The organism is Enterococcus sp. GC34, assembly GCF_040886645.1.
Lineage (GTDB): Bacteria > Bacillota > Bacilli > Lactobacillales > Enterococcaceae > Enterococcus > Enterococcus faecalis.
On the sequence record NZ_JBFOEF010000002.1, the window covers coordinates 198,549 to 211,510 of the forward strand.

The 12,962-nt window shown below is 37.1% G+C and carries 16 protein-coding genes and 1 other RNA gene; 13 read left to right on the top strand and 4 right to left on the bottom strand.

Annotated features, from left to right (window positions below; all coding sequences use genetic code 11):
* Positions 1-147 precede the first annotated feature (147 nt).
* The 10 genes from AB3I72_RS03280 (at position 148) to AB3I72_RS03325 (ending at position 7,825) form a co-directional block, all read left to right on the top strand.
* Positions 148-1,476 carry an APC family permease gene (locus AB3I72_RS03280; RefSeq protein ID WP_010816624.1) on the top strand — a complete coding sequence of 443 codons (1,329 nt, stop codon included), beginning with the start codon at positions 148-150 and terminating at the stop codon, positions 1,474-1,476.
* A 242-nt stretch (positions 1,477-1,718) separates the two neighbouring features.
* Positions 1,719-2,687 carry a competence type IV pilus ATPase ComGA gene (comGA, locus tag AB3I72_RS03285; RefSeq protein ID WP_104806209.1) on the top strand — a complete coding sequence of 323 codons (969 nt, stop codon included), beginning with the start codon at positions 1,719-1,721 and terminating at the stop codon, positions 2,685-2,687.
* The gene (gene comGB / locus AB3I72_RS03290) at positions 2,644-3,690 is read left to right on the top strand and encodes a competence type IV pilus assembly protein ComGB (protein WP_176944377.1); all 1,047 of its coding nucleotides are present in this window, start codon (positions 2,644-2,646) and stop codon (positions 3,688-3,690) included. The genes comGA and comGB overlap by 44 nt, the downstream gene beginning before the upstream one ends.
* Positions 3,690-3,965, top strand: a complete 276-nt coding sequence (comGC, locus tag AB3I72_RS03295; protein WP_002356991.1) for a competence type IV pilus major pilin ComGC — start codon at positions 3,690-3,692, stop codon at positions 3,963-3,965. The genes comGB and comGC overlap by 1 nt, the downstream gene beginning before the upstream one ends.
* Positions 3,962-4,408 (top strand): competence type IV pilus minor pilin ComGD, encoded by a 447-nt coding sequence (gene comGD / locus AB3I72_RS03300; RefSeq protein WP_086280243.1) that lies wholly within the window; start codon positions 3,962-3,964, stop codon positions 4,406-4,408. Before comGC ends, comGD begins: the two co-directional genes overlap by 4 nt.
* On the top strand, positions 4,374-4,700 hold the full coding sequence (locus AB3I72_RS03305; RefSeq protein ID WP_025186644.1) for a type II secretion system protein: 327 nt from the start codon (positions 4,374-4,376) through the stop codon (positions 4,698-4,700). The genes comGD and AB3I72_RS03305 overlap by 35 nt, the downstream gene beginning before the upstream one ends.
* Complete coding sequence (gene comGF / locus AB3I72_RS03310; RefSeq protein WP_002357060.1) at positions 4,690-5,124, top strand: competence type IV pilus minor pilin ComGF; 435 nt, start codon at positions 4,690-4,692, stop codon at positions 5,122-5,124. Before AB3I72_RS03305 ends, comGF begins: the two co-directional genes overlap by 11 nt.
* Positions 5,124-5,477, top strand: a complete 354-nt coding sequence (gene comGG, locus AB3I72_RS03315) for a competence type IV pilus minor pilin ComGG (RefSeq protein WP_368023563.1) — start codon at positions 5,124-5,126, stop codon at positions 5,475-5,477. Before comGF ends, comGG begins: the two co-directional genes overlap by 1 nt.
* Positions 5,478-5,605: 128 nt before the next feature.
* Positions 5,606-6,613: a class I SAM-dependent methyltransferase gene (locus tag AB3I72_RS03320; protein ID WP_086280249.1), complete on the top strand. Its 1,008-nt coding sequence runs from the start codon at positions 5,606-5,608 to the stop codon at positions 6,611-6,613.
* Positions 6,614-6,637: 24 nt separating this feature from the next.
* Positions 6,638-7,825 (top strand): acetate/propionate family kinase, encoded by a 1,188-nt coding sequence (locus AB3I72_RS03325; protein WP_002357064.1) that lies wholly within the window; start codon positions 6,638-6,640, stop codon positions 7,823-7,825.
* Positions 7,826-7,937: 112 nt separating this feature from the next.
* On the opposite strand, the gene AB3I72_RS03330 is transcribed toward AB3I72_RS03325, so the two are convergent.
* From AB3I72_RS03330 to AB3I72_RS03345, 4 genes are all read right to left on the bottom strand, one after another.
* On the bottom strand, positions 7,938-8,411 hold the full coding sequence (locus tag AB3I72_RS03330) for a universal stress protein (protein ID WP_002357065.1): 474 nt from the start codon (positions 8,409-8,411) through the stop codon (positions 7,938-7,940).
* A gap of 455 nt (positions 8,412-8,866) precedes the next feature.
* The gene (locus AB3I72_RS03335) at positions 8,867-9,199 is read right to left on the bottom strand and encodes a hypothetical protein (protein ID WP_002357068.1); all 333 of its coding nucleotides are present in this window, start codon (positions 9,197-9,199) and stop codon (positions 8,867-8,869) included.
* Between the two features lie 7 nt (positions 9,200-9,206).
* Positions 9,207-9,400: non-coding RNA, 6S RNA (ssrS, locus tag AB3I72_RS03340), on the bottom strand.
* A gap of 72 nt (positions 9,401-9,472) precedes the next feature.
* Positions 9,473-10,750, bottom strand: a complete 1,278-nt coding sequence (locus tag AB3I72_RS03345) for a replication-associated recombination protein A (protein WP_368023564.1) — start codon at positions 10,748-10,750, stop codon at positions 9,473-9,475.
* A gap of 128 nt (positions 10,751-10,878) precedes the next feature.
* On the opposite strand from AB3I72_RS03345, the gene AB3I72_RS03350 reads away from it, so the two are divergent.
* From AB3I72_RS03350 to prmA, 3 genes are read left to right on the top strand one after another with little or no spacing between them, the layout of a single operon-like run.
* Positions 10,879-11,556, top strand: coding sequence for a DNA-3-methyladenine glycosylase (locus AB3I72_RS03350; protein ID WP_244320059.1), 678 nt, complete (start codon positions 10,879-10,881; stop codon positions 11,554-11,556).
* Entirely contained in the window at positions 11,513-11,998 is a 486-nt protein-coding gene (locus AB3I72_RS03355) for a DUF3013 family protein (protein ID WP_368023565.1), read from the top strand. The genes AB3I72_RS03350 and AB3I72_RS03355 overlap by 44 nt, the downstream gene beginning before the upstream one ends.
* Before the next feature lie 15 nt (positions 11,999-12,013).
* Positions 12,014-12,961: a 50S ribosomal protein L11 methyltransferase gene (prmA, locus tag AB3I72_RS03360; protein WP_368023566.1), complete on the top strand. Its 948-nt coding sequence runs from the start codon at positions 12,014-12,016 to the stop codon at positions 12,959-12,961.
* Position 12,962: the final 1 nt, after the last annotated feature.

Sequence of the window (12,962 nt, forward strand, 5' to 3'; positions counted from 1 at the left end):
TTCAAACTTGAAATTCTAAAAGAAATAGCTATACTGAAAAGAGATCGTCACAGAATTTTTCATGAAAACAGCTATTATTTTCGTTATCTTTTCAAGAAAGTGAAAATTTTGTTACGCTTGTTTAGTTTAAATGAAATGAGGGAGTCTATGGAGAAAAAGCAATTAAAAAGAGAGATCACAACGTTTGGTGCGTTATCCACGGTAATGGGTACGGTGATTGGCGCTGGTGTTTTCTTTAAAGCTGCGAGTGTCGTTGGACACGCACAGTCAGCTAGTTTAGCTATCTTTGCTTGGGTGTTAGGTGGTGCCTTAACCATTTGTGCAGGATTAACCAGCGCCGAACTTGCTACAGCAATCCCTGAAACAGGTGGCGCCGTGAAGTATATTGAATATACATATGGTAAATTAGCTGGTTTTCTTTTAGGGTGGGCACAAAGTATCATTTATTATCCTGCCAACATTTCGGCGTTATCCATTATTTTTAGTACACAACTAATCAATTTGTTTCATCTATCGGCAAATTTATTGATTCCAATTGCCATTCTTGCGGGAACCAGTATCACGATAATTAATTTATTAGGAACAAAAATTGCTTCTTTGGTCCAATCCACGACATTGGTAGTAAAACTGATTCCAATTGCCTTGATTTCTTTAGTGGGGTTATTTACTCCAGGACAAGTAGCTGTTTCACTTTTTCCCATTGAAACAACAGCGAATACTGGCTTTTTAGTTGCTTTTAGTGGCGCCTTAGTCGCCACCATGTTTGCTTATGATGGCTGGCTAGGTGTGGGTAACGTGGCTGGTGAAATGAAGCGACCAGAAAGAGACTTGCCTAAAGCCATTATTTTTGGTTTGTTATTGATTACTTTAATTTATGCTTTAATTAATTTTGTGTTTCTAAAAACATTACCAATTGAGCAAATCGCTGGGAATTTGAATGCAGCTTCGGATGCTTCTGTGGCTATTTTTGGACCAATTGGCGGCAAAATCGTAACTATTGGGATTTTAATCTCTGTATATGGTGCGTTAAACGGCTACACAATGACAGGGATTCGAATTCCTTATGCCTTAGCCTTAGATAATCTGATGCCTTTTAGTCGTCAGTTTCAAAAGTTGTCTAAACGCTTTGTTGTTCCTTACGTTGCTGGAATTTTTCAGTTAGCCGTGGCCATTATTATGATGTTTTTCGGGACCTTCGATTTATTGACGGATATGTTAGTTTTTGTTATGTGGCTGTTTAATCTATTAATTTTCTTAGCCGTTTTTATTTTAAGAAAACGAGAACCTGAATTAAAACGACCGTATAAAGTTCCTGGCTATCCAATTATTCCAATTATCGCAAGTCTAGGTGGTATCTTCATCTTGGTTACAACAAGTATTACACAGCCTATTCTTGCATTGATTGGTATAGGGATTACGCTTCTAGGAATTCCAGTTTATTTAGTTAATAAACAAAAAACGAAGCCAAAAACGTAAACGATCCGATCTGATTCTGATAGTTTTTCTCAAAAATTTTGTGATTCAGAGAAATTTTTGAAAACTAAACGCAAGATTTTTTTAGTATAATATTAAGTGTCTAGGAGTTCCACTATTTTGGGGAAGATAGATGGACAGCGCAAACTTCAAAAAAAGAACCTTCATCTTATTGGTGAAGGTTCTTTTTTTTTTGCTGAAATCATAAAATAAATGCGTAGTTTATTAGTGAGAGGAGGAAATGAATGACTGAAAATGTAAAAAAATTGGCCCATCAATTAATTGAATGGGGCGTCCTTCATGGGGCGCAAGACGTTTATTTTTTACCCAATGATACCGAAATAGCCATCTCTTTTCGGACAGGGATGCAACGGACACTTTACACACAAGTTTCCGCAGAAATAGGCGAAAAGTTAATTTTCCACTTTAAATTTATCGGCGGCATGGATGTCGGAGAAAAACGAAAAGCGCAATTAGGCGCGACAACTTATCTAATTGGCGAGACGAAGCAACGCTTGCGTTTATCATCTGTGGGAGATTTTCAGAATCGAGAGAGCTTAGTGATTCGTTTTTTGCACCGATTTGGTGAACAAGCTGAACATTTTTTCTTTCCCCACCAGCTGAATGAAATTGAAGCATCTTCTCAGAAACGAGGACTTTATTTATTCAGTGGGCCAGTTGGTTCTGGGAAAACAACAACCATGTATCGTGTGGCTAAACAAAGAAGTGGCGAACAACAAGTGATAGCGATTGAGGACCCTGTTGAAATTGAGGAAAAGCAGTTTTTACAGTTGCAAACAAATGAAAAAATTCAGTTAACGTACGAAGCCTTGATCAAAGTTTGCTTGCGCCATCATCCTGATATTTTGATTATTGGTGAAATTCGTGATGGCGAGACGGCTCAAGCAGTTATTCGAGCCGCCTTAACGGGTCATACTATTTTTGCGACAATTCACGCCCGTAACTTATTGGGGGTGCAACGGCGTTTGATAGAATTGGGTGGCCCAGAGCATGAATTGGCTGAATGCTTGCAAGGTATCATTTACCAACAGATTTTGACAACCACGATTAATAAGGAACAAGTAGCGGGAATTCTTTATGATTATTTCTTCTTTAAGGAAGCTGTTATAAAGAGTAGTTGGCAAAAGAATCTAAGAAAGGCGTGGGCGTATGGGTTTATTACAGAAAAAACGTATTTTCAAGCCATCGAATAAACTAACGAAAAAACAACAGCAGCTTTTTCTGAAACTATTAGCGGATTTACTTGCCAATGGTTTTAATATACAAGAAAGTTTTTCCTTCATGAAAAAATCAAACGCATTACCTCAGCACAGTATAACTTTTTTAGTTGAAGGTTTTTCCTCAGGCATTGCCTTACAAGCTTTAGTCGAAGAATTAGGATTTTCAACAATGGTCTCGGCTCAATTATCGTTTGCTACCGCACACGGGGATTTGGTAGGGACACTACAAGCGATTTCCGAACATTTTTTTCAAACGGAAAAATATCGGCAACAGTTCTTTAAAATAATTAGTTATCCGCTGCTCCTGATTGTTTTTTTGATTCTCGTCATTGTTGGTATTCGGCAATTTTTATTGCCCCAATTAATGGAAAATGATGCCAATAGTTATTCTAAAAATATTGGGATTCTTCTGATTGTGTACAGTCCGTACATTCTGGTTACCTTAGTTTTTGTCCTCTCATTTAGTTTCTTTATTTTAAGCCGTTATTTGAAGCATCAGTCTGCTATTCAGCGAGCGTTCATTTATCTGAAATTGCCAATTATCCGTGGCCTTTATCGGGAATACGTCAGTGCTTTTTTTGCACTAGAATGGGGGAAGTTGCTTGCACAAGGATTAGAAATGAAAGAGGTCATCGATTTGATGCGCCATACAACCAATTACCCCTTAATGAAAGAATTAGCTGGAGCAATTAGTGAAGGACTGCTGGTTGGTGAAACCTTACATAGACAATTAGCTGCTTATCCTTTTTTTACAAAAGCATTGGGTTTAATGATTCAACAAGGAGAAGTAAAAGGAAAATTAGGCAAGGAGTTGATGGTTTATAGTAATGTCTGTTTCCAAGGTTTTTTCAAAAAAATTGAACGAGTCATTACTCTCGTTCAACCACTTATTTTTATCATAATTGCTTGTTTAATTATCGGTGTTTATGGGGCAATGTTGCTGCCTATTTATGGCAATATGGAAGGAGTTTTATAATGAAAAAGAAACAAAAATACGCAGGGTTTACATTATTAGAAATGTTGATTGTCTTATTGATTATTTCCGTATTGATTTTACTTTTTGTTCCTAACTTAGCGAAACATAAAGAAACAGTTGATAAAAAAGGCAATGAAGCAATCGTAAAAATTGTAGAATCACAAATCGAGCTCTACACACTAGAAAAAAATAAGACGCCTTCCTTAAATGAATTAGTCAACGAAGGCTACATTACTAAAGAGCAGTTAGATAAATATACAGCAGAAAAGCAATGAACAAGTCAGCAGGATTTACATTAATGGAAACACTTGCTAGTTTAACGATTGTTTGCTTTATGACTATGCTCCCAACACTCGCTATTCACCGCTGGCAAGAAACGTTAAAAATTGAACAGTTTCTTGCTACGGTAGAAAAACAACTTCGTTTTACGCAACAGCAAGCAATTGTTTTAGAGGAAACACAAGAAGTTTGGTTTTTTGAAGAACAACAAAGCTTTTCATTTCCAGATAAATTGAACCAATCAGCTAGAAGGACTTCGCTAGCTGTACCTGAAAAAATGACAGTGAGTGGCCCAAGCAAACTCAGTTTTCTTCATTCGTCAGGGAACAATGGCCGTTTAGTGAAATATATTTTTACTTGGACTGAAAAGAAACAGCAACTTATTTTACAATTTCAGATGGGGAGTGGCAAATATACGAAGAAAATTAACTATTTATAGCGGTTTTATTTTATTAGAGAGTCTCGTTAGTTTTAGTATTGTATGTGTGGTAGCAGGGATATTCTCCCTGACTATTACACAATTAATTCAGCAAAATTATCAACGGGAGCAAGAATTAACGCGCACTCGTCTAGGATACGAAGCAATTTTATTTTTAGAGCAGACGGGTGATTTACGTTTCAAAGAGCGGATATATCAAGGAGAAACTTACCGATTTTCTTTGATGGAGAACAAGGGAAGATGGATACTTAAAGTCACAGATTCAAGAGGAGCGATTTTGATTGGTCAATAAAAAATATGCGGGTTTTACGATGTTAGAGTGTTTAGTGGCACTAGTCGTTTTAAGTTGTATGTGTCAATTGTTTCAGTTGATGATTCAACAAAGTTTTATCGGAAATCAATATTTGAAAAACAATGATTCGAAATCCTGGCATATATTTTTAATTCAATTAGAAAAAGAATGTCAAAAGCTTGTTTTCCAAACAGGCTCTGCTCAAGAGATTTCTTTCCTCGACTCAGAAACAAACAAGACTATTTCAATTCAAATCAAAGAAGATAAAATTATTAAGCGAGTCAATGGTAAAGGCTATCAACCGCTGTTAATTGGTATCAAAAATGGACAGTTTAAAAATGAAGGACAATCGTTTACTTTGGAAGTTACTTTTACTTCTGGAAAAACATTTGATAGTTTTTTTCCGATAAAGGGAGAATTTTAATGAGGCAAAAATATTCAGGAAACTTATTGTTCACGGCCATGGCCTTTGTTTATTTGATGAGTTTTCTCGCCCTTCAGTTACTAGAAGAACGTCAGTTAACACAAAAATTTACGCAAGCTACCCAGGAATACTATGCAGGGAAAAGTATCCTTCATTTATTTCTTGCAGATATTAAACAAAATAGACGAAAGTTAAAAACAGAAGAAAAGCTCATGTACGAGCAAGTAACCCTCGATTATACATATAAAAATGAACAATTAAGAATAACTGTTTTATTAAACAAATCTGGTCGAAAATACCAATATCAAGAGAGAGTTTCTCATCAAAAAAAAGCGGAAACAATGCTGGAATAGCGTTGTTTTTCTACAAATTATTAGATTTTAGAAGAAAGACAGTAAAGGCATTGATTATTCTTTCTTTTTTCGTTAAAATAAAACAGGTATGGAAGTTGTTACATTTTGAATAGAATAGAGGTGCTAATTTGTTCCCAGAAAAAATTGAAGAGGCTTTCGAGCCAATGGAACAAGCAATCCAGTTATTGCAACAGTCATTGGATACTTCTTTTTTAGATGCGTATATTGAAAATGGTGAAAATATTTTAGATGATTTTCAAGTACGAGTACTTGACGGAGTACCTAATCCAGAGACAGTGAAACAATTAGAAACGCTGTATCATACGATTAAAAATATTGATTTAGCTCCTGAAGATGTGCGACGCTTGTCCCAATTACTTTTGTTAAAAGGAACGAGAAAAGAGCAGCTTCAAGCAAATCATCAATTGACGCCAGACGGTATTGGCTTTTTGTTTGTTTATTTAGTAGAACAATTAACAAATAAATCAGAGCCATTAAAAATTTTAGATCTTGCTTCAGGAATGGGAAATTTACTGTTAACGGTTCTGCTGAACCTTGAAACAGCTGGTTACAAAGTTTCTGGTTATGGTGTGGATATTGATGAAACACTTTTGGCAGTATCTTCTGTGAACAATGCTTGGTCACAAGCCAATATTCAGTTGTTCCATCAAGACGGATTGCAAGATTTGTTATTGGATCCAGTTGATTTAGCATTAAGTGACTTGCCGATTGGCTATTATCCAAATGATGAGCGAGCAAAGGGATTTGCTGCTGCTGCTGAGGAAGGCCATAGTTATGCGCATCATTTATTAATGGAGCAAGCTATGAAATACGTGAAGCCAGCAGGGTTTGGCTTATTCTTAATCCCGACCAATATTTTAGAGACTGAACAAAGTGAATTCTTTAAAAATTGGTTGACAAAAAATGTCTATTTACAAGGAATGATACAGTTACCTGATGAATTGTTTAAGTCAGAACAATCACGTAAAAGTATCTTGCTTGTTCAAAACAAGGGTGCAGATGCTGAGCAAGTGAAGGAAGTTTTGTTAGCAAAACTTGCCTCTTTGAAAGATATCAATAAAGTAACGGAGTTCTTTAAACAATTTGAAGCTTGGAAAGCTTCAAATTTAAAATAAAATAGTAACGAAGAGGAGAAAATTATGTCTAAAACAATTGCAATTAATGCAGGTAGTTCAAGTTTAAAATGGCAATTATACCAAATGCCAAATGAAGAAGTGATCGCTAAAGGAATCGTTGAACGTATTGGCTTAAAAGATTCTATCTTCACAATTAAATATGGTGAAGGACAAAAATATGAAGTAATTGTTGATATTGATAACCATGAAGTGGCAGTAAAAATGTTACTAGACCAATTAATCGACTTAAACATTTTAGGTTCTTATGATGAAATTACTGGGGTTGGTCACCGTGTAGTTGCTGGTGGAGAAGAATTTAAAGATTCTGTTGTTATTACAGACGAAGTATTAGAAAAAATTGAAGCTTTATCTGAATTAGCACCTTTACACAACCCAGCGAATGCAATGGGAATTAAAGCATTTAAACATATCTTACCAGAAATCATTAGCGTGGCAGTCTTTGATACGTCGTTCCACACAACAATGCCAGAACACAACTATTTATATAGTGTACCGCGTGAATATTATGAAAAATTTGCTGCACGTAAATATGGGGCACATGGAACAAGTCATCGTTATGTCTCTCAACGTGCTGCAGAAATGTTAGGTCGTCCAATTGAAGACTTAAAAATTATCACTTGTCACTTAGGAAATGGTGCTTCAATCACTGCAGTTGATGGTGGTAAATCAGTCGATACATCAATGGGCTTCACTCCTCTTGCTGGCGTTACAATGGGGACTCGTTCAGGGGATGTTGATGCGTCACTATTGCCTTATTTAATGACAAAACTTGGCTTGACTGATGTACAAGACATGGTTGATATTTTAAACAAAAAATCTGGTTTATTAGGTTTAACAAATGGTTTATCAAGCGACATGCGCGATATTCAATCAAACTTAGATAAACCTGAAGTTCAAACAGCATACAACATTTTTATCGATCGTATTCGTAAATACATTGGTAGCTATGTCACTGTTATGAATGGCGTTGATGCGATTGTCTTTACTGCTGGAATCGGTGAAAATGCAGTTGGCGTTCGTAAAGATATTATTGATGGCATGACTTGGTTTGGTTGTGAAATCGATGATGACAAAAATAATGTACACGGTGAAGAAGCAGTTATCTCAACTGATGATTCAAAAATCAAGCTTCTATTAGTACCAACTGACGAAGAGTTAATGATTGCCCGTGACGTAGAACGTCTAAAATAATTAAACGAACACACCTTGTGAGACGCTCTCACAAGGTGTGCTTAATAGGTAAATAAGAAAAAAACTGAGCCAACTATCAAAAGTGATAGTTGGCTCAGTTTCTTTTTATTTTTTATTTTTCTTCATTTTTTGGTAATTTGTTGTCTAAATCCGTCCGTACAACGAGAACATCGCAACTAGCGTTACGGATAACTGATTCAGAGACAGAGCCAATAAATAAACGCTCAACGGCATTTAATCCAGTTGCTCCTAACATAATTAAATCAATGTTGTATTCTTTTGGTAATTCTTTGGCAATAATGTTCTTAGGAGAACCATAGGCTAGAACGCTAGAGACTTTTGTTTGTCCCATATCCACCGCTTGTTGTTGGTAGGTGTCTAAGGTTTCTTTTGCCATTGACATTGCTTCTTCTGCTAGCGCACCATCAAAAGAGGACACTGATTGGAAAGAGCGCGTATCAACAACATGTGCTAATAGTAATTCAGCATCGTTTCGTTTAGCGACGTTGACCGCTTTTTTAAAGGCTAAGTCTGCTTCGTCAGAACCATCGATTGCTATCATAATTTTTTGATATTGTTGTAACATAATAACCGCTCCTTTCAGCGTAAAAAAAATCATTAATTGTTTCTATAATAATTGTAAAACAAATAAAGAAAAAAAGAAACTGAAACCGCTTCTTTTTTTCTGAATATTGGCATTTTTTTGTAAAAAAAGAGGTCGGGATAGAAGCGTTTAACTCCGAGAACCAAGTAGGTACTGTTTAACATCTATTTGCTTTGCAAATAGTGTTTCTCAGCAATAAGAAGGGATTTCCGAAAATTGTTCTTTAATTTTTGGAGACCAAGTAGGTATTGTTCATCATCGAAACACTACGTTCTTCGTGATTCTCAACAATTCCGGCTTATTTCCGAAGGACCTTCAACTCTTAGAGCTTTAGCTCTTAGAAGTTGTTGCTTCTGTTCCCGCCGTTTATCAGTTTTTGAGCGTGGAGCAAAAATCCAAAGTGATTTTTGTCCCACGCTCTTTAAATTCATCGTCTTTTATGACATTTTTTTTGCAAAAGTTAAACTAAACAACGTTGAAAGTAATAAAACAAAAAAGATAAAACCAATTGACAATAACGGGCGATTAAAAATAGCCGCTAGAACACCTAGAATGGCGATAATCAAGTAATAACGCCCAAAACGTTCGATAAACTGTTGACTTTCTGTTGCAGTTTCTTTTTTTAAGAGTGGTAAAAAAGCTGCACTTTTCTTCATCAAATAATAACTGGCTACGCCTGTGACAACGGCGAGTAATAGTACGAGTATACGAATCATCTTGTCCTCCAAAAAAAAACAACTTGCCAGAGCAAATTGTTTAGAAATCTTCATAAAAATGGTAAAATCCGTCGATGCCGGTAATCGTCCTAGAGTATTGAACCCGCAAGATAAGCAGGTGGGTTCCTCGATCGCAGTATTGAACTACCAAAAGAAAAGGCATGTTACCAACTTTGATACAAGCAGGATCCCTAGATATCAATAAAAATGTTCGGTCAACACAGTGAAAGGACAACGCGTACATCACAGATTTACCATCTTTATAATAGCATACTCTCTCAAAATCGGCAACGAGATTGTTTCTTTTTTTGAAAGCGTATTATTTTGTTATTTTTTCTGTTTCCATTCTTGGATACGCTTGAGTTGCTGATGTAAGGCTTGTTCATATTTACCAATATCAATCGGCTCGTAATAACGTGCCTCTTTTAATTTGTCAGGTAAGTATTGCTGATTGACCCAACCGTTTTCAAAATTATGTGGGTATTGATAACCAATACCACGGTTTAATTCTTTGGCTCCAGCATAGTGGGCATCACGCAAATGATCAGGAACGTCTCCCACAGAGCCTTGTCGAATATCTGCCAAAGCAGCATCAATCGCTGTGACTGCAGAATTTGATTTTGGCGATAAACATAAATCAATGACGACACTAGCTAGAGGAATCCTAGCTTCTGGAAACCCTAGCTTTTCGGCGGCTTGAACAGCGGTGACTGTCCGAGCGGCGGCCGCAGGATTCCCAAGACCGATATCCTCGTAAGCAATGACCATTAAACGACGACAAATAATCGGTAAATCACCTGCTTCAACTAAGCGACCCAAATAATGAAGTGCAGCATCTACATCGCTTCCTCGGATCGACTTTTGGAAAGCGGAAATCACGTCATAATGGGCATCGCCATCTTTATCATGGGTTAAGGCTTTTCGTTGCACGCACTCTTCAATAATCGGTAAGGTGATCTTAATTTCGCCTTGTTCATTTTTGGATGTTGATTTAACAGCTAATTCTAGTCCATTTAGCGCACTACGTAAGTCACCGTTCGTTGCGCGTGTCAAATGTTGTAATGCTTTTTCTTCTAAGTGGACGGGATAATCGCCTAAGCCACGTGTGCTATCGGTTAAGGCTTCTTGAATCGCTTGCTGAATGTCTGTTTCTGTTAAAGGCTTTACTTCAAAAATTTGCGTGCGACTACGAATCGCAGGATTAATTGTGATATATGGATTTTCGGTAGTGGCTCCAATCATAATAATTCGTCCGTTTTCTAAATGAGGGAGCAAAAAATCTTGTTTTGTTTTATCTAATCGGTGAATTTCATCAAGCAGTAAAATCACTGTGCCACTCATTTTGGCTTCTTCAGCAACGATTTGTAAATCTTTTTTGGTGTCTGTGGCCGCGTTCAACATGCGAAAGGCATAATTTGTTGAACCAGCGATTGCGCTGGCAATACTGGTTTTACCAGTACCAGGCGGCCCATAAAGAATCATCGATGAAAGCATTTTGGCTTCGACCATCCGACGAATAATTTTACCAGGGCCGACTAAATGTTGTTGACCAACTACTTCGTCTAAGTGACGAGGTCGCATTCGATAGGCTAAAGGTTGTTGCATAAAAGGACCTCCTTTTTCATAATCATCTTATTATAACATAAAGAACGTACATTCGCTTTTTGGTGGTTTTTTGGGTTTTAGATGGATATAGCGGAAGGTTTCGTGTATGATAGGGAGTGGTGAAAGAAATGAAAGAAACGATAAATATCTTTAACACAAAAACAACTGAAGAAGTGGCACAATACTTGTTAGGGATGTATTTAGAGCACGAAACAGCAACAGGCGTTTTAGGTGGGTACATTGTGGATGCAGAAGCTTATTTAGGTCCTGATGATGAGGCGGCCCATAGCTTTGGCTTGAGAAAAACGCCACGCTTACAAGCCATGTATGACAAACCAGGCACGATTTATTTATATACTATGCACACGCATTTAATTTTAAATATGGTGACACAAGAACAAGGCAAACCACAAGGGGTGATGATCCGTGCGATTGAACCTGTTGAAGGTGTTGACAAAATGATTGAAAATCGCCAAGGACGTCAAGGCGTGGAATTGACCAATGGACCAGGTAAATTAGTTGCAGCCTTAGAAATTGATAAGCAATTATATGGGCAGTCGATTTTTTCTAGTTCGTTACGGCTCGTGCCAGAAAAACGAAAATTTCCGAAAAAAATTGAGGCACTACCACGAATTGGGATTCCCAATAAAGGTCGTTGGACAGAGTTGCCTTTAAGATACGTCGTGGCTGGCAATCCATATATTTCTAAACAAAAAAGAACAGCAGTAGACCAAATAGATTTTGGCTGGAAGGATGAAGAAAATGAAAAAAGCAACAATGCTCACATACTTAGAGGAACAACTTGAAAAACACTTAGCAGATTACGAAGTAGGCCTTGATTGGGATCGCAAAAACCATACCATCGAAGTCATTGTTCGTTTATATGCAGAAAACAATGAACAAGTGGCGATTGATGATGTTGATGGTACGCTTTCAGAAGAAGAATTCATTGAATTTGAAGATGGTTTGTTATTTTACAATCCGCAAAAGTCAGTCGTTGATGACGAAGAGTATTTAGTCACAATTCCTTATGAAGGAAAAAAAGGGCTACGCAAAGCAGTTTTAGACGGATTCATTCACTATTTAAAAGTGGTTTTAGATGAAGGACAAAGTGATTTGTTAGACTTTTTATCAGATGAAACAGCGGAAGTTTTTGAATTGCATTGGGAGTCAGCAGATTTTGAAGCGATGATTAAAAAAGTGGCAGAAACAGAAAAAGAACAATGGATTGCGTATCCAAGTTATTAATTTAGAGGTGAGAACATGAAGTGGACAGAAGTAAAAGTAGAAACGGCTAGCGAAGCAGTTGAAGCAATTTCAAACATTATGATGGAAGCTGGCGCAAGTGGCGTGGCCATTGAAGATGCGTTGGACATTGAAAATTTTGAAAGTGATCTGTATGGGGAAATTTTAGATAAAGAGCAATTCACCCACATTAAAGCAGGGGCGATTGTGATGGCTTATTTTCCTGAAACAACCTTCTTACCAGAAATTTTACCATTTATGAAAGAAAATATTTTACGCTTGCCTGAGTACGGCTTATCCATTGGTAAAAACGAAATGACAATTAGTGAAGTAGCAGAAAGCGACTGGGCAACTGCTTGGAAAAAATATTATCATCCTGTCCGTGTCACACGATTCTTAACGATTGTGCCAAGTTGGGAAGCCTATCACGCGCAAGATGAAGCAGAAAAAATTATCACATTGGATCCGGGTATGGCTTTCGGTACAGGCACGCATCCAACGACTCGTTTAACCTTGCAAGCTTTAGAAACTGTTTTACGTGGTGGCGAAACAGTTCTAGATGTAGGAACGGGCTCTGGTGTTTTGAGTATTGCAAGTCGCTATTTAGGGGCTAAAGACGTCTACGCATATGATTTAGATGAAGTAGCAGTTGCAGCGGCAAAAGAAAATATGGATTTAAATCCCATTGCGGCCGATGTTCATGTGTCAGCCAATGATTTATTAAAAGGGATTGACCATTCTGCTGATGTAATCGTCGCAAATATTTTGGCAGATATTATTGTGTTAATGATTGAAGATGCTTGGCGCTTGCTAAAACAAGACGGTACCTTCATTATTTCTGGAATTATTGAAGATAAAAAAGCGATGGTTTTAGAAGCACTAACGAAAGTCGGTTTTGTGGTGGACCAACTCTTTAATCAAGGCGATTGGTATGCGATTATCTTGAAGAAACCAGAGGAAGAGTAAA

Bases quoted from the DNA above. Each gene is read 5' to 3' on its own strand.
- AB3I72_RS03280 (WP_010816624.1), top strand. From the start codon at position 148: ATGGAGAAAAAGCAATTAAAAAGAGAGATCACAACGTTTGGTGCGTTA.
- comGA (WP_104806209.1), top strand. From the start codon at position 1,719: ATGACTGAAAATGTAAAAAAATTGGCCCATCAATTAATTGAATGGGGC.
- comGB (WP_176944377.1), top strand. From the start codon at position 2,644: ATGGGTTTATTACAGAAAAAACGTATTTTCAAGCCATCGAATAAACTA.
- comGC (WP_002356991.1), top strand. From the start codon at position 3,690: ATGAAAAAGAAACAAAAATACGCAGGGTTTACATTATTAGAAATGTTG.
- comGD (WP_086280243.1), top strand. From the start codon at position 3,962: ATGAACAAGTCAGCAGGATTTACATTAATGGAAACACTTGCTAGTTTA.
- comGG (WP_368023563.1), top strand. From the start codon at position 5,124: ATGAGGCAAAAATATTCAGGAAACTTATTGTTCACGGCCATGGCCTTT.
- AB3I72_RS03325 (WP_002357064.1), top strand. From the start codon at position 6,638: ATGTCTAAAACAATTGCAATTAATGCAGGTAGTTCAAGTTTAAAATGG.
- AB3I72_RS03330 (WP_002357065.1), bottom strand. From the start codon at position 8,411: ATGTTACAACAATATCAAAAAATTATGATAGCAATCGATGGTTCTGAC.
- AB3I72_RS03335 (WP_002357068.1), bottom strand. From the start codon at position 9,199: ATGAAGATTTCTAAACAATTTGCTCTGGCAAGTTGTTTTTTTTTGGAG.
- AB3I72_RS03345 (WP_368023564.1), bottom strand. From the start codon at position 10,750: ATGCAACAACCTTTAGCCTATCGAATGCGACCTCGTCACTTAGACGAA.
- AB3I72_RS03350 (WP_244320059.1), top strand. From the start codon at position 10,879: ATGAAAGAAACGATAAATATCTTTAACACAAAAACAACTGAAGAAGTG.
- AB3I72_RS03355 (WP_368023565.1), top strand. From the start codon at position 11,513: ATGAAAAAAGCAACAATGCTCACATACTTAGAGGAACAACTTGAAAAA.
- prmA (WP_368023566.1), top strand. From the start codon at position 12,014: ATGAAGTGGACAGAAGTAAAAGTAGAAACGGCTAGCGAAGCAGTTGAA.